Source organism: Streptomyces omiyaensis, from assembly GCF_014650895.1.
In the GTDB taxonomy this organism is placed as follows: Bacteria; Actinomycetota; Actinomycetes; order Streptomycetales; family Streptomycetaceae; genus Streptomyces; species Streptomyces omiyaensis.
On record NZ_BMVV01000001.1, the window covers coordinates 14,051 to 34,535 of the forward strand.

The 20,485-nt window shown below is 72.6% G+C and carries 19 protein-coding genes and 1 riboswitch; of the genes, 10 read left to right on the forward strand and 9 right to left on the reverse strand.

Features of this window, described 5'->3' with window-relative positions:
* Positions 1-38 precede the first annotated feature (38 nt).
* The 5 genes from IE287_RS00070 (at position 39) to IE287_RS00090 (ending at position 5,963) form a co-directional block, all read left to right on the forward strand.
* A complete protein-coding gene (locus IE287_RS00070; RefSeq protein WP_229883199.1) occupies positions 39-1,358 on the forward strand; it encodes an extracellular solute-binding protein in 1,320 nt (439 codons plus the stop codon).
* Positions 1,359-1,449: 91 nt separating this feature from the next.
* Positions 1,450-1,701, forward strand: coding sequence for a DUF3263 domain-containing protein (locus IE287_RS00075; RefSeq protein WP_189846774.1), 252 nt, complete (start codon positions 1,450-1,452; stop codon positions 1,699-1,701).
* A 213-nt stretch (positions 1,702-1,914) separates the two neighbouring features.
* A complete protein-coding gene (otsB, locus tag IE287_RS00080) occupies positions 1,915-2,814 on the forward strand; it encodes a trehalose-phosphatase (protein ID WP_189846775.1) in 900 nt (299 codons plus the stop codon).
* The gene (locus IE287_RS00085; RefSeq protein ID WP_189846776.1) at positions 2,774-3,220 is read left to right on the forward strand and encodes a hypothetical protein; all 447 of its coding nucleotides are present in this window, start codon (positions 2,774-2,776) and stop codon (positions 3,218-3,220) included. The genes otsB and IE287_RS00085 overlap by 41 nt, the downstream gene beginning before the upstream one ends.
* 19 nt (positions 3,221-3,239) lie before the next feature.
* Entirely contained in the window at positions 3,240-5,963 is a 2,724-nt protein-coding gene (locus tag IE287_RS00090; protein ID WP_189846777.1) for a KGGVGR-motif variant AAA ATPase, read from the forward strand.
* A 33-nt stretch (positions 5,964-5,996) separates the two neighbouring features.
* Here the strand turns inward: IE287_RS00090 and IE287_RS00095 are convergent, their stop codons facing one another.
* From IE287_RS00095 to IE287_RS00110, 4 genes are all read right to left on the reverse strand, one after another.
* Entirely contained in the window at positions 5,997-6,155 is a 159-nt protein-coding gene (locus tag IE287_RS00095) for a hypothetical protein (protein ID WP_189846778.1), read from the reverse strand.
* 38 nt (positions 6,156-6,193) lie between these two features.
* Complete coding sequence (locus IE287_RS00100) at positions 6,194-7,639, reverse strand: alpha,alpha-trehalose-phosphate synthase (UDP-forming) (RefSeq protein ID WP_189846779.1); 1,446 nt, start codon at positions 7,637-7,639, stop codon at positions 6,194-6,196.
* A gap of 82 nt (positions 7,640-7,721) precedes the next feature.
* Positions 7,722-9,512, reverse strand: a complete 1,791-nt coding sequence (locus IE287_RS39015) for a DUF7927 domain-containing protein (RefSeq protein ID WP_189846780.1) — start codon at positions 9,510-9,512, stop codon at positions 7,722-7,724.
* Positions 9,513-9,550: 38 nt separating this feature from the next.
* Complete coding sequence (locus tag IE287_RS00110; RefSeq protein WP_189847243.1) at positions 9,551-10,492, reverse strand: glucosyl-3-phosphoglycerate synthase; 942 nt, start codon at positions 10,490-10,492, stop codon at positions 9,551-9,553.
* A 121-nt stretch (positions 10,493-10,613) separates the two neighbouring features.
* Positions 10,614-10,756: riboswitch (SAM riboswitch) on the forward strand.
* A gap of 17 nt (positions 10,757-10,773) precedes the next feature.
* Here IE287_RS00110 and thrC point away from each other — a divergent pair.
* From thrC to groL, 4 genes are all read left to right on the forward strand, one after another.
* Complete coding sequence (gene thrC / locus IE287_RS00115) at positions 10,774-12,060, forward strand: threonine synthase (protein ID WP_229883200.1); 1,287 nt, start codon at positions 10,774-10,776, stop codon at positions 12,058-12,060.
* Between the two features lie 59 nt (positions 12,061-12,119).
* Entirely contained in the window at positions 12,120-12,398 is a 279-nt protein-coding gene (locus IE287_RS00120) for a MoaD/ThiS family protein (RefSeq protein ID WP_031012286.1), read from the forward strand.
* Positions 12,399-12,819: 421 nt separating this feature from the next.
* Positions 12,820-13,023: a cold-shock protein gene (locus IE287_RS00125; protein ID WP_189846782.1), complete on the forward strand. Its 204-nt coding sequence runs from the start codon at positions 12,820-12,822 to the stop codon at positions 13,021-13,023.
* A 320-nt stretch (positions 13,024-13,343) separates the two neighbouring features.
* Complete coding sequence (groL, locus tag IE287_RS00130) at positions 13,344-14,966, forward strand: chaperonin GroEL (RefSeq protein ID WP_030750329.1); 1,623 nt, start codon at positions 13,344-13,346, stop codon at positions 14,964-14,966.
* Positions 14,967-15,212: 246 nt separating this feature from the next.
* Here groL and IE287_RS00135 read toward each other — a convergent pair whose 3' ends face one another.
* A complete protein-coding gene (locus IE287_RS00135) occupies positions 15,213-15,545 on the reverse strand; it encodes a deoxyxylulose-5-phosphate synthase (protein WP_189846783.1) in 333 nt (110 codons plus the stop codon).
* 110 nt (positions 15,546-15,655) lie between these two features.
* Positions 15,656-16,411, reverse strand: coding sequence for a class I SAM-dependent methyltransferase (locus tag IE287_RS00140; RefSeq protein WP_189846784.1), 756 nt, complete (start codon positions 16,409-16,411; stop codon positions 15,656-15,658).
* Between the two features lie 337 nt (positions 16,412-16,748).
* On the opposite strand from IE287_RS00140, the gene IE287_RS00145 reads away from it, so the two are divergent.
* Entirely contained in the window at positions 16,749-17,738 is a 990-nt protein-coding gene (locus tag IE287_RS00145) for an NAD-dependent epimerase/dehydratase family protein (protein WP_189846785.1), read from the forward strand.
* A 13-nt stretch (positions 17,739-17,751) separates the two neighbouring features.
* Here the strand turns inward: IE287_RS00145 and IE287_RS00150 are convergent, their stop codons facing one another.
* The 3 genes from IE287_RS00150 to IE287_RS00160 are packed head-to-tail and all read right to left on the reverse strand — an operon-like array spanning position 17,752 to position 20,472.
* A complete protein-coding gene (locus IE287_RS00150) occupies positions 17,752-18,495 on the reverse strand; it encodes an ABC transporter ATP-binding protein (RefSeq protein ID WP_189846786.1) in 744 nt (247 codons plus the stop codon).
* Between the two features lie 10 nt (positions 18,496-18,505).
* Positions 18,506-19,063 carry a hypothetical protein gene (locus tag IE287_RS00155; protein WP_189846787.1) on the reverse strand — a complete coding sequence of 186 codons (558 nt, stop codon included), beginning with the start codon at positions 19,061-19,063 and terminating at the stop codon, positions 18,506-18,508.
* A 23-nt stretch (positions 19,064-19,086) separates the two neighbouring features.
* A complete protein-coding gene (locus IE287_RS00160) occupies positions 19,087-20,472 on the reverse strand; it encodes a hypothetical protein (protein ID WP_189846788.1) in 1,386 nt (461 codons plus the stop codon).
* Positions 20,473-20,485 lie beyond the last annotated feature (13 nt).

A 20,485-nucleotide genomic window follows, 5' to 3' on the forward strand; every position in this document is an offset into this window, starting at 1 on the left:
CCGGGAGTGCGGGAGACTTTCGGACCCTGCCCCGAGGCATGCGCAGCGCACTGCTGCTCAACGACGAGCAAAAGGTGGATGAAGCCGTGGAGCGGCGACGATTCCTTGGACTGACCGCGGCCGCCGCCGCCCTGGGCCTGACCGCCACGGTCGCCGGCTGCGGAACCCTCGGCGGTGACGGCGGCGACGTGACCCTGCGCCTGGTCGCGGCCGACTACGACCTCACCGGCGGCAACACCACCAAGAAGTACTGGGACGACCTCGTCGCCGCCTTCCAGGCCGGCCACCCGGGGATCAAGGTCCAGGTCCAGGTCGAGTCCTGGGACGACGTCGACCGCAAGGTCGCCGAGATGGTGAAGAACGGCCAGGCCCCCGACGTCGCCCAGATCGGCGCCTACGCCGACTACGCCGCCGCCGGGCAGCTCTACGCGGCCGACGACATCCTCACCATCCCCGTGCAGGCCAACTTCCTCCCCGCGCTCGCCGAGGCCGGCGAGACCGACCGCACCCAGTACGGGCTGCCGTTCGTCGCCTCCACCCGCCCCCTCTTCTACAACGCCGACCTCTTCGAGAAGGCCGGGATCAAGCCCCCGACCACCTGGGACGAGCTCGCCAAGGCCGCGAAGAAGCTCAAGAAGGAGGGCGTCCGCACCCCCTTCGCGCTTCCCCTCGGCCCGGAGGAGGCCCAGGCCGAGTCCCTCATGTGGCTGCTCGCCGCCGGAGGCGGCTGGACCGACGACTCCGACCGGTACGCCGTCGACTCCGAGGCCAACGTCCAGGCCTTCACCTGGCTCAAGGACGAGCTCGTCGACCCGGGCCTCACCGGCCCCATCGCCCCCGGCAAGCTCAACCGCAAGGCCGCCTTCGCCTCCTTCGCGCGCGGCGAGGTCGGCATGCTCAACGGCCACCCCTCCCTCCTCAAGGAGGCCGCCAAGCAGGGCGTCAAGGTCGGCCAGGCCCCGCTGCCCGGCGTCGACGGCCCGGCCAGGGCCACCATGGGCGTCGCCGACTGGATCATGGGCTTCAAGCAGAACGGGCACCGCAAGGAGGTCGGCGCCTTCCTCGACTTCGTCTTCAGCGACGAGAACGTGCTGAAGTTCGCCGGCGACAACGACCTGCTGCCCGTCACCGTCAGCGCCTCCACCCGCATGGAGACCGCCGCCGAGCACGCCGGCCTGCGCGAGTTCCTGAAGGCCCTGCCCACCGCCCAGCTCCCCCCGGTCGGCAAGACCTCCTGGGCCAAGGTCAGCGAGACCATCAAGCAGGACATAGGCAAGGCCGTCACCCCCGCAGGCCGCCCGGGCGACGTCCTCGGCGCCATCGCCCGCACGGCGACCGCGGCGGAGGCGGCGGAGTAGCGGGAAGGCCGCGACCGGGCCGCGCGACCGGGCCGGATGCCCCGGCCGCGCGGCCGGGCGGAGTGTCGGGGCGGAGTAATAGGTTGGTCGTATGACCGAAGAGACGCCCGCCGGCGACAGCGGCCTGGAGGAACGGGAGAGGGCGGTGCTCGCCGTCGAGCGCCGCTCCTGGCCCGGCCCCGGTGCCAAGGAGCGGGCCGTCCGCGAGGGCCTCGGCCTCAGCCCGACCCGCTACTACCAGCTCCTCAACGCCCTCCTCGACGACCCGCGCGCCCTGGCCCACGACCCCGTCACGGTCAACCGCCTGCGCCGGGTCCGCGAGGAGAGGGAGCGCCGCCGCTGACACCGGCGGAGGGACACCGGGGGCACCGGCGGGAGGGCACCGCTGACACCTGCGGCAGGAAACCGGGGCACCGGGGGCGGTCGGAAGGTCCCGGAATCCGGCCCGGATCCGGCCCGGATTCCGCCCGGATCCGGTCCGGCGGCGGTGAAACCCGGTCGAGAGGGTGAGTCCGCCCACGCTGACGGCGGGCGCCCGCGTCGGTAGGGTCGAGCCATGGTCAGCCTTCCGCACCCGACCACACCCGCCGGCCGCGACGGCCTGGAGGCGCTCCTCGCGCGCCCTTCCGAGGCCGTCGTCGCCCTCGACTTCGACGGGACGCTCGCCGAGATCGTCCCCGACCCCGAGCAGGCCCGCGCCCACCCCGGCGCCGTCCCCGCGCTCGCCGCGCTCGCCCCGCACCTCGCCGCCGTCGTCGTCGTGACCGGCCGCCCCGCCGGGGTCGCGGTCCGCCACGGAGGCCTCGCCGGCGTCCCCGGCCTCGAACACCTCACCGTCCTCGGCCACTACGGCGCCGAGCGGTGGGACGCCGTCACCGGCACCGTCACCGCCGCCGCCCCGCACCCCGGGGTCGCCACGGTCCGCGCCGAACTCCCCGGCTTCCTCGACCGGTACGGCGCCTGGCCCGGCGTCTGGATCGAGGAGAAGGGCCGCGCGGTCGCCGTCCACACCCGCCGCGCCCGCGACCCGCAGGGCGCCTTCGAGGCCCTCAAGGGCCCCCTCGGCGACCTCGCCGCCGCGCACGGCCTCGTCCTGGAACCCGGCCGGCTCGTCCTGGAACTGCGCCCGCCGGGCATGGACAAGGGCGTGGCGCTGGCGGAGTTCGTACGCGAGAAGGCGGCCGGCTCCGTCCTGTACGCCGGCGACGACCTGGGCGACCTGCCGGCCTTCGCCGCCGTCGAGAAGCTCCGCGGCGACGGCCTCCCCGGCCTCCTGGTCTGCTCCGGCTCCGCCGAGGTCCCCGAACTCGCCGACCGCGCCGACCTCTCCGTCCCGGGCCCGTCCGCCGTGGTCGCCCTCCTCACGGAACTGGCGGAGGCGGTCGGGGAGCCGCGCCGCTGGCTACCATCTTCGGATGGTCGAAGTGAGGGTGGGGCAGCTCAGGAAGAGCCGTGAGCGACTGAGTGAGCGGGCGGAGGCTTCGGTACGTGAGGGTGACGCCGCCACGGGAGGGTTGCTCTTGTTCTACGCGGCGGAGTGCGGGCTGAAGGCAGAACTGCTCGACCGTGTGTACGGAGCCAGGGACACGTCGAAGCTGCCGGCGGACATGCGCACGCACGACCTGCGCCGCCTGGCGAAGGAGCTGGGCCTTTCCGGAGGGCTGGGCGAAGCGGTACGCCGGTGCCGCAGGATCAGACAGGGAAGCGTGCAGGGGACGGGGCGGAACGACCAGCAGGCCGCGCACGTCGGGCCGGCGGAACTCCACGAGGCGTGGCGTTACGGCGCCGATCTGCACGCCGATGATGAGAAGGCCGCCCTGGAAGCCCTCCGGGCCCTGGTCCAAGCCTCACGTAGTTGTTGACGTCAGCGGGAGATGAACCATGCACCAGAACTACCCCCTGCTTCCCGGCAACCTGCTGACGTGGGTCGATGTCGATGAGCATTGCGCCGTCCTGGCGACCAAGGGGCTGTGGCCGGAGTGGCTCAAGGAGGCGAATGCCTGGTGGGACGGAATCGAGCTCACCGTTTCTCCGGGAACCGATGAACACACTGCTCTGAACTGGCTGAACACCGCCTTCGGGCGGGGATCGATCCGCACGTCCGACTTCGGCTTCGAGCTGATCCTCGACCGGCCCCGGGACATGCATGTCGAGGGGCTGCCCGTCACCATTCACGTCGAGGACCCCGTCCAGCCGTCCGTGCGTCTGCCGAAGCTCATCGACAGGAGGGTCACCGACGAACTCGCGGAGCCACTTCCCCGCCCGGAATCCGACCTCTTTCCGGGGGGCGTCCAAGTGGTTGCGTTCCACTCCTTCAAGGGCGGCGTGGGACGCACCGTGCACGCCGTGGCCCTGGCGGATCTCCTGGCACAGCGAGGACGGAAGGTCCTCCTCGTGGACGCCGACCTGGAAGCTCCGGGCATCAGCTGGATGTACGAGTCGCAAGGCGGTGCGGCCGACATCGCGTACGACGACGTGCTGGCGCTTCTGCACGGTTCCTCCGGGGGGGACCGCAGCCAGGCGGTTCGGATCGCGTCCGAGTATCTGGCGAACCAGGAAACCCTGCTGCACAAGACGGGGGGACAGGGGCGCCTGGTGATCCTGCCGACCAGTCGCCGTGTCAGGCTGGGCCCTCCGCGCATCGAACCCGGCCAGCTCCTCACGCCGGACCGCCCCCGGTACTTCCTGACGGAGTCACTGGCCGATCTGGCCGCTCGAGCAGGTCTGGACACGGTAGTCGTGGACCTGCGCGCCGGAGCGTCGGAACTGTCGGCTCCGATTCTCCTGGACCCGAGGGTCCAGCGCACCTTCGTGACCACGCTCAGCAGCCAGTCCCTCGACGGGACCGATCGCCTCATCCGTCAGCTGGGCGACAAGGCGGTCGCCCTGACCGGCCGTGACCCCGAGCCGTCCGTGATCATCACCCAGTACCGAGAGGATCAGCACGGCGAGGAAGTCGAAAAGGCGAAGGTCCAACTCTCCCAGGCACTCGAAGAGCTGAGGGGGGTTCAGGCCACTGCTTCTCCGGACGCGGACGGCGGATCATCACAGCCGGATCCCACCAGCGAAGTGGACGCCCAGGTCCTCACCGAGCCCCTCCTGAGTCCGTTCCGGGACGAGCTGCTGGCGTTGCCCCAGTCCTGGGACGACGTCATCGCCGTGGTCAGGAGGCTCGGTATCGGTGACCGCCTGCTGGAGTCCATGAGCCTGTCCATCGAGTCGGACTCTGCCACGCAGGTGTCGAAGGAGCCCGACCTCGACACGCGCCGGGCTGCACTGCACAGCCGGGCGAAGTCGCTGGTGTTCGCGGAGAAGACCGGACTGGACAGCAGTCTGGGGTTCCTTTCGACCGCTCCGCTCCGACGGCTGGTGGGAGACCACCGCACGGCACTGCCCGTCACCGTGGTGGTGGGAGCGAAGGGATCGGGAAAGACCTTCACGTACGCGCGGCTGTGCGTCGCCGGAAGCTGGCAGCGGTTCGCGCAGAGCGCCGAGGAAGAGGTGCGCGTGGACGCGCCCATCGTCCCGGTGCTGGACCCGACGAACATGGGGACGGACGCCGGTGAGGGGGGCACCAGCCCCCAGCGCCTTCGGGCCGCCGCGGCAGACGGGGCCGGCGCGACAGCACTGGACATCCGGAATGTCCTGGACGAGGCCTTGGCGAGTGAGCACCGGGAGAGCCTGGCGTTCTGGCGGGACGTCTGGTTGCGGTGCATGGCCATGGCCGTCGCGGGGCCGACCCTGACGAAGAGTGCGGAAGAGGTCCTCTTCGAGCGGTCCATGAAGCCCGCGCTGTTCGTGTTCGACGGTCTTGAGGACGTGTTCCAGGAACTGGTCGGCGACGCCAAGCGGATCGCTCTCAGGGCGTTGTTCATCGAGATCCCCGACTGGTTGCGGACCTTCCGCGGGCGGCCGTTCGGCGCGGTCATCTTCGTCCGGGAAGACCTCGTGCGATGGGCGGTGCGGCAGAACCTCGGTCAGTACCTCGACCGGTATGAGCCCTATGCTCTGCGATGGGACAGTCAGGAAGCGCTTCGGCTGGCCCTGTGGGTGGCTTCCACGGCCAAGGCGGTCGAACGTCCCGACGGGGATCTGATGGAGCTGGGGAGCGAGAAGGTCGTCGACGCTCTGGTTCCCTTGTGGGGCGTGAAGATGGGCCGCAAAAATTCGAGAGAGGCCCGGTCGGACCGGTGGGTGCCCGCGGCCCTCGGCGACTTCAACGACCAGGTGCAGGCCCGTGATGTCGTGAGGTTCATCAGGGATGCCGCCGAGCTGTCGCAGGGAGACCAGGACTGGCAGGACCGCCTGCTGGTACCGGGAGCGATGCGGCAGGCCCTCGTCCGGTGCAGCGCGGAAAAGCTGGACGAACTCCGGCAGGAGAATCCCTCGGTGGGCGACCTCCTCGCCAACGTGGGGCGCTTCGCGGACGACGTCGTCATGCCGTTCACCGCAGAGGATGTCGGCCTGGACGCGAACGCGATCGCCACGCTGAGGGAAGCGGGGGCTCTCGATCGCGATACCGACGGGCTGTACCGGCTTCCCGAGATCTACCGCCACGCGCTCGGCTTCAGGACACGAGGCCGCGCGCGCGTGGTGCGGACCTGAGACAGCGGCCGCTCCGGCAGGGGCGGCCGCAGCTCAGGCGCTGAACCGGCGCGCGGCCGGGCTCGCCATGGTGATCGCCAGACCGCCGCCGGCGACGATGACATGCATGCCGTGCCGGGTGTCCTTGATGCCGTCCAGCGCCGCCTGGGCGACCTCGCCGCCGTCGGTGACGCCCTCGGGGAGGGGCGTCACCGACGGCGGCGAGGGCCCGGCGGCCGGGCGGGCGTGTTCTAGGACGGTCGGCGCAGGGCGTCCAGCTGGTCGAGGAACCAGCGCTGCGGGGGGAGGGCGGTGGCGGCGGCGGCCAGGCGCTTGGTGCGCTCGGCGCGCTCGGCGCGGGGCATGGAGAGGCCGGTGTGGAGCGCCTCGGCGGTGGCCGAGACGTCGTAGGGGTCGACCGTGAGGGCGTCCTCCCTCAGCTCCCGGTAGGCCCCCGCGCCGGTCGACAGGACCAGCGCGCAGCCCTCGTCGGAGACCACGGGTATCTCCTTCGCCACCAGGTTCATGCCGTCGCGCACCGGGTTCACCAGGGCCACGTCCGCGAGCCGGTAGGCGGCGAGGGAGCGGACGAAGTCGTCCTGGACGGAGACCAGGACCGGCTGCCAGTCGGCGGTGCCGAACTCGGCGTTGATCTCCTCGGCCAGGGTGCGCACGGAGTCCGTGTAGGACCGGTACGACTCCAGGTCCTGCCGGGACGGGTACGCGGAGGCCAGGTGGACGACCCGGTCGCGCCACTCGGGGTGGGTGGTGAGGAGCTCCCGGTAGGCGAGCAGGCCGCGCAGGATGTTCTTGGACAGCTCGGTGCGGTCGACGCGGACGATGGTCTTCCGGTCGCCGACCTCCTCGCGGAGCCGGGCCAGCCGGTCGTCCACCTGCGGGCGGTGCGCCAGGGCCCGCAGGTCGTCGCCGTCGACGCCGAGCGCGTGCACCCGGACCCGGGTGCGGCCCTTCCCGGCGCCGTGGCGGCGCCACTCCACGCCCCGCCAGGGGTCGCCGCTCGGCCAGACGCCCCGGGCCGTGCCCGTGGAGTCGTCCCGCTGGGAGCAGCAGCCGATGAAGGACGAGGCCCACGCCCAGGTGTGGAAACCGAGCTCGTCCGCGCCGAGCATGCCCCACAGCAGCTCCTCGGCGATGTCGTCCGGCACCATCCGGAGGTACTCCGACGACACCCACGGCGTGTGCGTGAAGTGCCCGATCCGCAGGTCGGGGCGGAGCTCGCGGAGCATCCCGGGGACCAGGGCCAGGTGGTAGTCCTGCACCAGGACCGCCGCGCCCTCGGCGGCCGCGGCGGCCAGGGCCTCGGCGAAGGCGCGGTTGTAGGCGCGGTACGACTCCCAGCGGCGGCGGAAGGCCGCGTCGAAGACGGGCTCGCGGGGGATGTCGTACAGGTGGTGGTGGAGGAACCACAGCACCGAGTTCGCGATGCCGTTGTACGCGTCGGCGTACACCTCCGGGTCGATGTCCAGCATGCGCACGCCGGGCTCGGCGACCCCGCGCCGGACCGCCTCCCGGTCGCCGTCGCCGAGCGCCGCGCACACCCAGAGGCTGTCCTGCGCGTCGACGGCGCTCAGGCCGGAGACGAGGCCGCCGCCGCCCCTGCGGGCGGAGAGCGCGCCGTCGTCACCGAGCGTGTACGAGACGGGCCCCCGGTTGGATGCCACGAGTACGGAAACCATGTGGCGAACCTAGCCCGTCCGGTAAACGCTCAAACGTACGTATACGGTCGGCGGTCGGCCGGATACGGACGGCCCCCGCCGCCTACCGCGTCCGCCGGCCGCGCAGGGCCGCCTTCGCGACCAGGCCCGTCGCCGCAAGGACCACCGCCAGCGCGCCGAGCAGCCACAGCCGCTCCCCGTCGCCGCCGGTCCCGGCCATCGAGCCGCCTCCCCGGCCGCCCGCGGAACCGGGTCCGGGGCCGGGGGCCGGGGGCGCGGGTGAGGTGGTGGCGGGGGGCGGGGGCGCGGTCACGGAGGGCGAGGGGGCCGGGCGGTCGGGGCCGGCCGGCGAGGCCGCCGGGGCGGCGAGCGCCGAGGCCGCCGTGCACGCGGGGTCCTCGCTGCCCCTGCCGCAGTTGGAGCGCGGGGAGCCCACCTCCACGGTGCCGCGGAGCTCTCCGTCGCCCGGAGCCGGGTCCCGCGGGCCCCTCACCCGCACCGAGTAGGTCACCGTGGCGGTCCTCCCGGCCGGGATGTCGCCGGTCCAGCGGATCCGCGGCCCGTCGTACGCCACGGTGCCGAGGTCCGCCTCCGCGTCGCCCCCGTGGACGGCGTCGTCGAGGGCGCCGGTCGGGTCGTCGGTGAAGGAGGCGCCCGGGTAGGCGCGCCCGCTGACGTTCCGCGCGGTGACCGTGTACGTCACGGTGTCCCCCGGCCGCGCCGTGTGCGGGCTCGCCGTCCGGGTGACCTCCAGGTCCGCCACCGGCACCGAGAAGGCGAGGCCGGAGGCGAGGTAGGCGTCGTCCCCGGCGGAGAAGGCCAGCGCGGCGGAGGTCGCGCCCACCGGGACCGCGCCCTCGGGGACCGCGAGCTCCTTCGCGTCGGGGGAGAGGCCGTCGGCGAGGCCGGGGGAGGGCGCGCCGCCGTCCTCGCCGGCGAGGAGGTCGCCCGTGCCGTCCGCGCGGGTCCCGGCCCTCCTCCCGTCCACCAGGAACGTGTCGCCGGGCGTGTTCCGGTCGCCCGCGTACGCCGTCACGCCCACCCGCGCCTTCCCCGGGGCGCGGCGGAAGCCCTCCACGGTGACGGTCGTCGCCGGGGAGGCCGGGCGCTGGAGGACGTGCCCGCCGTGGAGGTGGACGGAGCGGCGCTCCGTCGCCTCGGACGGGCCGGGGTCCGGGAGGCGGTGGACCACGGTCAGGGACCAGCCGGCGGCGCAGCCCCTGCCGTCCGGTGCCCACACGCCGCCCACGCCGACGGTCAGCGGTGCGCCCGTCCCCGAGACGCCCTCGAAGGCGGCGGTCACGTCGGACTCGCCGGTGTAGTGGTGCGGTCCGGCGGTGTCGGGCGGGTCGACCACCATGCTGTCGATCGAGACGGGTGCGGCGGGCCCGGCGCCGACCGAGAGCAGCGGGGAGGTGGTCGCCGGGTCGCCGGGGGAGCGCTCCACGTCCGCGCCGGAGGGGTCGCAGCGCCGCAGCCGCGCCCCGCCGGGGCTCCGGTACGTGCCGTCGTGGCCGCCCCAGTGGAGCCGGGCGTGGGCCACCTCGGCGCCTTCGGGGAGCGTGATCCGGCCGGTGCTGGAGCCGTACGCGCGGCCGGTGCCGTCGGTGTCCAGGCGGCGCATCACGAAGGTGCCGGCGGAGTCGCCCCCCTCGCCCCGGGTGGCGGCGGCGCACCGGGCGGCGAGGCCGGCGGGGGCGGCCGGGCAGCCCATGACGGTGTTGCCGAGGGTGGTGAAGTCGCCGTACAGGGACTCCTGGTACCGCTGCCCGAAGGGTTCGACGACGTCGGCGGCGGCGGGCCCGGCCGCCGTGAGCGAGAGCGTGCCCGCGGCGAGGAGGCCCGCCGCGAGCGCACGGGCCGCGCGGGCGGGGCGGGAGGGGACGATGTACATAAAAGGGCAATGTAGGCAAAGCCCATGATCTGCGGAGGTCACGCCACGCGGCGCTGGGCGTACTCCGTGATCTCGGCGATCGGCGGCCGCTCCTCCGTGTCCACCGCGTACGTCCGCGGCTCGAAGCCCTTCTCGCCCCGCTCGAACTGGGTCAGCAGGGGGCGCACGAGGTGCCCCCGGGAGAGCCTCAGCTGGGCCGTCCGGTAGATCGCCGCCGCCATCCGGCCCAGCGCCTGCCCGTCCTGGTGCCGGTGCTTGCGCACCCCCACGTCCACCTGCGCCAGCGCGTCCAGGCCCACCGTGTGCAGCGCGTCGACCAGGAGCCCCAGCTCCACTCCGTAACCGACCGGGAAGGGCAGTCGTTCGAGCAGCGAGCGCCGGGCCGCGTACTCCCCGCCCAGCGGCTGGACGAAGCCGGCCAGCCGCGGCCAGTGCAGATTGAGCAGCGGGCGCGCCACCAGCTCCGTCACCCTGCCGCCCTGACCAGGGGTGTCGCCGAAGGGTCGGTCGTACATCGCCTTCACGAACTCGACGTCCGGGTCGGTGAGCAGCGGGCCCACGATGCCGGTGACGAAGTCCGCCGAGAAGTCCCTCAGGTCCGCGTCGACGAAGCAGACCACGTCCCCGCTCGTCACCATGAGTGACCGCCACAGGACCTCTCCCTTGCCCGGCACCGCCGGGATCCGGGGGAGTATGTCGTCCCGCGCGACCACCCGGGCGCCGGCCGCCGCCGCGACCTCGGCCGTGCGGTCCGTGGAGCCGGAGTCGATCACCACCAGCTCGTCCACGAGCGGCACCGCCCCGGTCATCAGCTCGCGCCGGATCACGCTGACGATGTCCCCGACGGTCGCCTCCTCGTTCAGCGCGGGCAGCACCACGCTGACCGTCGTCCCCCGCTTGGCGGCGAGCACCCGCTCCAGCGGCCGGTCGGACACGGACCAGGACCGCCGGGTCAGCCAGCGCTCCACTTCTTCCAGCAACGTGATCTCCATCTCGCGGATCGGACGACCGTCTCCACCTTCGAAGCCTTCGGTTACAGTCTTGAACAACGCGGATGCCCGATGCATGTCGGGGTGCCACCCGCGTCCCACAATCGAATACCGCTCATCCAGAGGGGCAGAGGGATACGGCCCGTTGAAGCCCCGGCAACCCTCCAGTCGGTTTGTCTTGCGCCAGCGAGGCCCCCGACTCGGGAAGGTGCCAAATCCGTCTCGTGGCGAAATGCGCCATGAGGAAGATGAGGAGAAAGGGCCTCCCCTCCATGGCTGTACAGACCGTCGCACCCGCCACCACCGTCGACCTCGGTCCCGCTTCCGGGCTTTCCTGTCGAGAGTGCGGCGAGGTCTTCGCCCTCGGCCCGATCTTCGCCTGCGAGCTCTGTTTCGGCCCCCTCGAAGTGGCCTACGACCTCCCGGCCGGCGACCCCGAGGCGCTCCGCAAGCAGATCGAGTCCGGCCCGGCCAGCATCTGGCGCTACGCCCCCCTGCTGCCCGTCCCCGCCGACGTCGCCGAGAAGCCGAACCTGAACCCCGGCTGGACCCCGCTCGTCAAGGCCGACAACCTCGCCCGCGAGCTCGGCGTCGCCCCCGGCAGGCTCTTCGTCAAGGACGACTCCGGCAACCCGACCCACTCCTTCAAGGACCGGGTCGTCGCCCAGGCCATCGAGGCCGCCCGCGCCTTCGGCTTCACCACGCTCTCCTGCTCCTCCACCGGCAACCTGGCCGGCGCCGTCGGCGCCGCCGCCGCCCGCGCCGGCTTCCGCTCCTGCGTCTTCATCCCGCACGACCTGGAGCAGGGCAAGGTCGTCATGGCCGGTGTCTACGGCGGTGACCTCGTCGCCATCGAGGGCAACTACGACGACGTCAACCGCTTCTGCTCGGAGCTCATCGGCGACCCGCTCGGCGAGGGCTGGGGCTTCGTCAACGTCAACCTGCGCCCCTACTACGGCGAGGGCTCCAAGACGCTCGCGTACGAGATCTGCGAGCAGCTCGGCTGGGTCATCCCCGACCAGCTCGTCATCCCGATCGCCTCCGGCTCCCAGCTCACCAAGATCGACAAGGGGCTCCAGGAGCTCATCAAGCTGGGCCTCGTCGAGGACAGGCCGTACAAGATCTTCGGCGCCCAGGCCGAGGGCTGCTCCCCGGTCTCCGCCGCCTTCAAGGCCGGCCACGACGTGGTCCGCCCGCAGAAGCCGAACACCATCGCCAAGTCCCTCGCGATCGGCAACCCGGCCGACGGCCCCTACGTCCTCGACATCGCCCGCCGCACCGGCGGCGCCGTGGAGGACGTGAACGACGAGCAGGTCGTGGACGCGATCAAGCTGCTCGCCCGGACCGAGGGCATCTTCGCCGAGACCGCGGGCGGCGTGACCGTCGGCGTGACGCGCAAGCTGGTCGAGGCCGGCGTGATCGACCCGAACCTCACCACCGTGGTCCTCAACACCGGCGACGGCCTCAAGACCCTGGACGCCGTGGCCGACAGCTCGCAGGCGACCGCCACCATCCGCCCGAACCTCGACGCGTTCCGCGACGCGGGCCTGGCCCACTGAACCCGGTCCCCCCGAACCCGTCCTCCGCGCCCGGCCCACCGAAAGGTCTCGCACACACCATGGCCGTGAACGTCCGCATCCCCACCATCCTCCGCACCTACACCGGCGGGCAGGCCGAGGTCGCCGCCGAGGGCGCGACCCTCGCCGAGGTCATCGCCGACCTGGAGAAGAACCACACCGGCATCGCCGCCCGCGTCCTGGACGACCAGGGCAAGCTGCGCCGCTTCGTGAACGTCTACGTGAACGACGACGACGTCCGCTTCGAGCAGGGCCTGGAGACCGCCACGCCGGACGGCGCGGGCGTCTCGATCATCCCCGCGGTCGCCGGCGGCTGCTGATCACCCCGCACGGAGCCGTCCGCCTTACCGGTCGGTACTGAATTGCCCCTTCCGCGAGAGAAAGCGGAGGGGGCAATTCTGCATGGTTGAGCGCGGTAGAGTTGGGGAAGTCCCCTCCGCCGCCCGTGCCAGACGCATATGAGAGCCGGCCCGGACGTGACAAGAATGCGACAACAAGCGGCCGAAACGCGCGCACATCCTGCCCCTTATGCGCCTTTCGCCCGGCCCGACTTGCCCCGCAATTCAAGGATTTCTTCCCGCTTCCCCTTTCCGCGCCCTCCAGAATTCCCGGTGGATTGCCCTGTTGCAGAGGGCAGTTGGACAGATACATTCAGCGGCGGTCGATGCGTTCCGGCGCAGGTTCTGACCCGGGTCCGTGAAGTGCGGATCCGCGCAAGGGCCAGTAATAGGGGAGTTAGGCATGGCTCAGGGCACCGTCAAGTGGTTCAACGCGGAGAAGGGCTACGGCTTCATCGCGGTCGACGGTGGTGCGGATGTTTTCGTCCACTACAGCGCCATCCAGATGGATGGCTACCGCAGCCTCGAAGAGGGTCAGCGGGTCGAGTTCGAGATCTCGCAGGGTCAGAAGGGTCCTCAGGCGGACATGGTCAAGGTGACCGTCTGAGCGCGACGCGATCGGCCAACGACGCCACAGCCGTCGAGGGGCCCGCATCCCCAGGGATGCGGGCCCCTCACGCGTTCCCGGGGGTGCCGGGAGCTCCGTGCGAGGGCTGCCCGATCCACGAGAGTCGCTTGCACTCGCATGGGTCGAGTGCTAATCATTGGCGTTAGCACTCGGAAGGTGAGAGTGCTACGAGGATCGGGCAGACGAGGCCGACGACCCGGGTGGGGCAAGGAACCACGCGGAGCGCGGAGGCCGTCCGTCGCGGGCGTCGGCGCGGTCCTGGAGCGTTATCCACCCCATGTCCGGGAGGACCACTTCACATGGCCAAGATCATCGCGTTCGACGAGGAGGCCCGGCGCGGTCTCGAGCGCGGCATGAACCAGCTCGCTGACGCCGTCAAGGTCACCCTCGGCCCCAAGGGTCGCAACGTCGTCCTCGAGAAGAAGTGGGGCGCCCCCACGATCACCAACGATGGTGTCTCCATCGCCAAGGAGATCGAGCTCGAGGACCCGTACGAGAAGATCGGCGCCGAGCTGGTCAAGGAAGTCGCCAAGAAGACGGACGACGTCGCCGGCGACGGCACGACCACCGCCACCGTCCTCGCCCAGGCGCTCGTCCGCGAGGGCCTCCGCAACGTCGCCGCCGGTGCCAACCCGATGGCCCTCAAGCGCGGCATCGAGAAGGCCGTCGAGGCCGTCTCCGGCGCCCTGCTCGACCAGGCGAAGGAGGTCGAGACGAAGGAGCAGATCGCCTCCACCGCCTCCATCTCCGCCGCCGACACCCAGATCGGCGAGCTCATCGCCGAGGCGATGGACAAGGTCGGCAAGGAAGGCGTCATCACCGTCGAGGAGTCGCAGACCTTCGGTCTGGAGCTCGAGCTCACCGAGGGCATGCGCTTCGACAAGGGCTACATCTCGGCGTACTTCGCGACCGACATGGAGCGCATGGAGGCCGCGCTCGAGGACCCCTACATCCTCATCGTCAACTCCAAGATCTCCTCCGTGAAGGACCTCCTCCCGCTCCTGGAGAAGGTCATGCAGTCGGGCAAGCCGCTGCTGATCATCGCCGAGGACGTCGAGGGCGAGGCCCTGTCGACCCTGGTCGTCAACAAGATCCGCGGCACCTTCCGCTCCGTCGCGGTCAAGGCCCCGGGCTTCGGCGACCGCCGCAAGGCCATGCTCCAGGACATCGCCATCCTCACCGGCGGCACGGTCATCTCCGAGGAGGTCGGCCTCAAGCTGGAGTCGGCCGGTCTCGACCTGCTGGGCCGCGCCCGCAAGGTCGTCATCACCAAGGACGAGACCACCATCGTCGACGGTGCCGGTGACAGCGAGCAGGTCGCGGGCCGCGTGAACCAGATCCGCGCCGAGATCGAGAACAGCGACTCCGACTACGACCGCGAGAAGCTCCAGGAGCGCCTCGCGAAGCTCGCCGGCGGCGTGGCGGTCATCAAGGCCGGTGCCGCGACCGAGGTCGAGCTCAAGGAGCGCAAGCACCGCATCGAGGACGCCGTGCGCAACGCCAAGGCCGCCGTCGAGGAGGGCATCGTCGCCGGTGGCGGCGTGGCCCTGCTCCAGGCCGCCAGCGTCTTCGAGAAGCTGGAGCTGGACGGCGACGAGGCCACCGGTGCCGCGATCGTCAAGCTCGCCCTGGAGGCCCCGATCAAGCAGATCGCGGTCAACGCGGGCCTCGAGGGCGGCGTCGTCGTCGAGAAGGTGCGCAACCTGACCCCGGGCCACGGCCTCAACGCCGCGACCGGCGAGTACGTCGACCTGGTCGCCGAGGGCATCATCGACCCGGCCAAGGTGACGCGCTCCGCGCTCCAGAACGCCGCGTCGATCGCCGCGCTGTTCCTCACCACCGAGGCCGTCATCGCCGACAAGCCGGAGAAGGCCGCGGCCCCGGCCGGCGGCGGCATGCCGGGCGGTGACATGGACTTCTGATCCCGAACGGATCGGAGGTTCCTCGCTGCACGCGAACGCCGAGGGCGGCGCTCCCCGAAAGGGGGGTGCCGCCCTCGGCGCGTTTCGGCACGGGGCTCCGCGGACGGCCCCTCGTGCGGTTCCGTTCCGGCTCCGCGTGAGGTTCCGGTTCCGCGTGCGGCTCCGGCTCCGCCTGCGGCTCCGGTTCCGTTCCGGCTCCGCGTGGATGTGGCCCGCGGTTGCCGGTGGCCCGCGGGTGCCCGTGGCTCAGACGACCGGCCGCACCAGGGCCTCGGCCGGCGGCTCCCCGGTGCGGCGGGCGTGGGCGACGCGGGCCTTGACCTCGGCGAGCGTCCGGGGCCGGTAGCCGGACCCCTCCCCGCCGCAGCCCCGCTTGTGGAAGCGGATTCCCGCGTGGAGCAGCACCGACAGCACCCGCCAGGCCTCGTCGTCCCGCCGCCTCGGCGGCTGGAACGCGGACCCGACGCCCACCATGAGCGCCCCGCACCGGGGGCACTTCCGCTCCGGCCCGTGGTCGTACCCCTGCTTGTACGAGCCCCGGCACGGCAGGCAGACGTACGAGGTCCTGGTGATTCCCATGGGGGCAGCGTAGGACCCCCGCCCGGCCGGAGCCCACGCCTTTACGGCCCCGGGGGCGGCCGGGCGTCCCGGCCGCCTCCCCTTCCTTCGCGTTTCCCGCCGCCTCCCCGTCACGCTTCCTTTCCGGGGCGGCGGAAGAGGCCCGTCCAGAGGAAGGACTCGCCGAAGCGCGGCGAGTCCGCGGGCTCGTCGCGCATGCGGCGGAGCTCCAGCGGGGCGAGGTCTCCGAAGACCGCGCGGAGCGCGGTGTCGGTGTAGGCGAGGCCGCCCTCCAGGGCGCCCGCGCGGTAGAAGTCGGCGTCGGGGCGCTCGGAGCCCATGCCGCCCTCGCCCGCCGCGAAGGCCGTCAGGGCGAAGAGCCCGCCGGGCGCCAGGACGCGGTCCAGCAGGGCGAGGTGGCTGACGCGCCGGTGCGGGGGCAGGTGGTGGAAGCAGCCGGAGTCGTAGACGAGGTCGTAGGGGCCCTCGACCGTGCCGGCCGCGAAGGCGTCGCCGCAGCGGAGGCGGACGCCGGTCGCCCCCGCCTCCCGGGCGCGCTCCCGCGCCCAGCGGATCGCGGTCGCGGAGAGGTCGACGGCGTCCACCTCGTACCCGAGCGAGGCGAGGTACAGGGCGTTCCGTCCGGGCCCGCAGCCCAGGTCGAGCGCCCGCCCGCCGCCCGCGAGCAGGCCCCGCTCCGCGTACGCCACGAGGTTCTCGTCCGGCTTCGGGACGAAGAAGGGCACCGGCCGCCCGCGGTCCGCGTAGAACCCGTCCCACCAGTCCGCGCCGCCCTCCGTCCACCGGTCGGCCCCGGGCGCGAACAGCCCGTCCAGCAGCGTCAGGACGTCCTCGACCGTGCGGATGCCGCGGTCCGTCTCCCCCATGCGGATCTCCCTTCGACGTGACCTCCAGGGTAGAGGCAAGGAGGGTAAATGCCCAGGTCAGGAAGGGTGTTGGGGTGACGGGGGAAGGGCTGGGAGGGGGTGCGCGGGGTGCGGGCGGGGGAGCGGGCCCCGGTCTCCGCGGCGGGGTGCGAGAAGGCGGCCGAGGGCCCTTCTCCGGCCCCTGGGGGCCCTTCTCGCGGTGCGCCCGGATGCCTTTCGCGGCGTGCCGGACGCCGGGGGCGGCCCCGGCCGCGCCCCTCGTTCGCCGTCGGCGCATTCCGTGCGCCGACGGCGAACCACCGGCTCCGGGACGCCTGTTCGGTGGTCGACTGGGCGCATGGAGATTCTGGTTCTCGGTGGGACGGCTTGGGTGGGTCGCGAAGTGTCGCGACGGGCGCTGGAGCGCGGACACGGCGTGACGTGTCTGGCGCGCGGGGAGAGCGGGGAGGCGGCCGAGGGGGCCGAGCTGGTCGTCGCGGACCGGCGGGAGCCGGGGGCGTACGACGCGCTGGCCGGGCGCGAGTGGGACGCCGTGGTGGAGGTGTCGTGGCAGCCGGGGTTCGTGCGCGGGGCCCTGGAGGCGCTCGGCGCGAAGGCCCGGCACTGGACCTACGTGTCGTCCGGGAACGTGTACGCCTCGCAGGCCGAGGTGGGGGCGGACGAGTCGGCCGGGCTGATGACGCCGACCGGGCTGGACGAGGTCGGACGGGAGCTGTACGGGGAGGCCAAGGCCGCCTGCGAGCTGGCGTCCGTCGCGGCGGTCGGCGACCGGCTGCTGATCGCCCGGGCGGGGCTCATCGGCGGGCCCGGCGACGTGAGCGGCCGCACGGGCTACTGGGCCGCGCGGGCCGCGCGCGAGCCGGAGGCGCCGCTGCTGGTGCCGGACGAGCCGGAGCTGCCGACCCGGGTCGTCGACGTGCGGGACCTCGTCGACTGGATCCTCGACTCCGCGGAGAAGGGCCTGACGGGCGCCTACGACACGGTGGGGCCGAGCGTGGCCCTCGGCGAGTGGATCGCGCTCTCGCGGGCGGCCGCCGGACACACCGGACCGGTGGTGCCGGCCGGGTCGGCGTGGCTGCTGGAGCAGGGCGTCACGGAGTTCATGGGGCCCGAGTCCCTGCCGCTGTGGATCGTGGCCGAGGACTGGGCCGGCTTCCAGGCCCGCTCGGGCGCCGCCGCTGCCGCCGCCGGGCTGCGCCAGCGCCCCCGGACCGAGGTGATCGCCGACACGCTGGCCTGGGAGCGGGAGCAGGGCCTCGACCGCGAGCGCCGCGCCGGCCTCACCCCGACCCGCGAGGCCGAACTGCTGGGACTGCTGGGGAAGTAGACCCCGCCGGGGCTCAATGGACGGACGGGGCCGAAGTCAGTGCCGTGTAGGACGCTTCCGCCCTGCGGGCTTCGGGCGTTCCCTCGGGAGCGTGGCCGAGGAAGTCCGCGGTGGAGCCGGAATAGGTGATCCTGCCGCCGGTGAGAGTGGTGACGTGGTCGGCCTCCTCGGCGAGGTCGGCGACGTCGTGGGTGGACAGCAGGACCCTGACGTCGTCGGTGGCGAGCCGGAGGACCAGGTCGCGGAAGACGCGCCGCTGGGTGGGGTCCATACCGGCCGTGGGCTCGTCGAGGAGGAGCACGCGGGCGCCGTGGACGAGGGCGGAGGCGACACCGACCCGACGGAGCTGACCGCCGGAGAGCCGCTTGGTCCTCACCCCGGAGTGTTCTCCCATCTGCACTCGTTCCAGGGCCGTCGCGGCCGCGTCCCACGCCTCGCCGCGGCTCATCCCCTTCAGCCAGCCGGTGTAGGCGACCTGCTCGCGGGCCGTGAGGCCGGTCATGGCGGTGATGGACTGGGGCATCCAGGCGACCTTCCTCCGGTACTCCTTCGACAGGGAGGACACCCGGTCCAGGCGCACCGTGCCGGTCAGGGGCCGGTTCACCCCGGCGGCGAGCTTCAGCAGGGTCGTCTTCCCCGCCCCGTTCGGACCGAGCAGGATCGTCAGCCCCGGAGGCACGGCGTAGTCGAGCCCGGAGAGGACGCGGCGGGTTCGGCGTCCGTACGCAAAGGAGACTGCTTCGAGGACGAGGGACACGGAGGGCCTTTCACAGGGGACGGCGAGTGCGGGTCAGCGCGGCCAGACCACCGGCGAGGACCGCGAGACAGAGGAGGAACGTCGGCGGGTACCCGGCGGGGTGGAGGGTGACGGCCCACGGCCACGGCCGACGGAAGTCGCGATAGCCGGCGAACGCGGTGACGAAGACCCAGGTGACCGGGGCGACCGTCGCGAGCTGAGGGCGGACGGCGCCGCCCAGCAGCGCGAGCCCCACGAGGAAGAGGGTGTTGCGTCCGGCTTCGGTCGCAGCCGCGGAGTGCGAGAGGTGACCGACGGACCAGGCGGTCGCCGTGCTCGCCGCGACCGTGAGGAGGACGAGGACCGTGTCGTACCGGTGGACGGACCTCGCCCCCATGTCCTCGGCCTCGGGGAGGCGCTGGGCGAGGCTGTGGGTGAGCGTGCCGGTGATGACCAGAGGCACGACGTTCATCAGGAAGAGCAGGCTGGTGCCCGGCCCGAGCAGGCCGGGCAGGGCGACGGACTGGTCGTGGGCGACCGCGGTGAGCAGGGCGAACGCCATGAGCCCGGGCAGGACGACGGCCGTCACGCGCCGCCCTTTGAACCACCAGATCACGAGCGGCCTGCCGGGGGTTCCGGCACGAGGCGGCAGGCCTTCGCCTGCTCCTGTTCGAACCAGGCGGTGCGCTGACCGGCGGTGGGCAGCGCGCGGCCCTTCGCGGCGCGCTCCCGCACCTTCGCCAGTACCTCGCCGCCGTTCGCCAACTGGCCGTACTCGGCGGTGCGCCACGCGAGGTACGGCTTCTGGGCCCCCACTTCGTACGCGGCCCACAGCACGGCCGCGTCGTGATTGACGATCCAGTCGGCGGAGGCGCCGGGGACGAGAGCCGTGGGGAAGGCGCAGGGGAAGGAGACGGAGTGGAGGAGGACGGCGTGACGGATGCCGGCCAGGTCGCCGTCCGGCCGGTCGGCCTCGGCCGTCAGCGGCAGCCACCAGGTCGCCCCCGTCGACGGGGGCCGGGTGAGCTCGCGCTCGTACAGCAGGCTGTCGGTGACCGTGGTGGGTACGGTGACGTCGACCCCGGCCGCCTCGAGCCGCCGGAGCGAGGTGGCGATCTCGCGTCCCACGGTGTCGAGGTCCTCGACCGCGCCTCCGGTCTTGGCCATGCAGACCCGGGGAGCCGATCCCGTGCAGCGGGCCGGGGCGTGTCCGGCGGTGACCGGAGCCCCCGCGACGGGCCAGTCCGACGCGATGCGCACGCACAGGGCCATGACCGCGAGGGCCGCCGGAGGGGCTGCCGTGCGCCACGGGCGGCGGCCGTCCCCGGCCCACCACGCCGCGACGGCCAGGGCCGGCGCCGCGGCGAACAGGAACGGGACGAGGACGGCGGAGGCGGAGAACTGCTCGCCGAAAGCGGCACTGGTGTCGAGCTGTCCGGACACGTGCCGGGGCCAGACCGGATCGCTGTACGCACCGGTCTTGGCGACGGCGTAGAAGACGGCGACGGCGGAGAGCGGTGCGGCGATCAGGGGCGGGGCGATGTGCCCGAGGGCGCAGCCCACGACGGCGTACGCGCAGACGATGCCCATGCCCATGGCGAGCGGCAGCAGGGACGCCGGGGTCGGGACCAGCCGTGTCTCGACCAGTCGCATGGCGACCGGCAGGAGGAGGATCAGCCATCCGGCGGCGACCGAGGGAGCCAGCGCGACGGCGGCCACGCGGTAGCGGGAACGCCCCGGAGCGAGCTCCCACACCCGGTCCCGCTTGAGCCGCCCGCCGTCCCAGGCCGCGAGACCGCAGGCGATGGCGTACGAGAAGGCGTAGAAGTACAGCAGGGCGACGTGCACCTGCTGGGGTGCCCAGAGGGGACCGTCGACGAGCTCGGCGTAGGGCCGGGTCAGGTGGAGGGCGTGGAAGAAGTAGAAGACGACGATGCCCACCCAGACCGGTGCGGTCCACAGGGCGGCGGAGGTGCGGAGGATGGCTCGAGTTCTCAAGGGCGCCGATCTC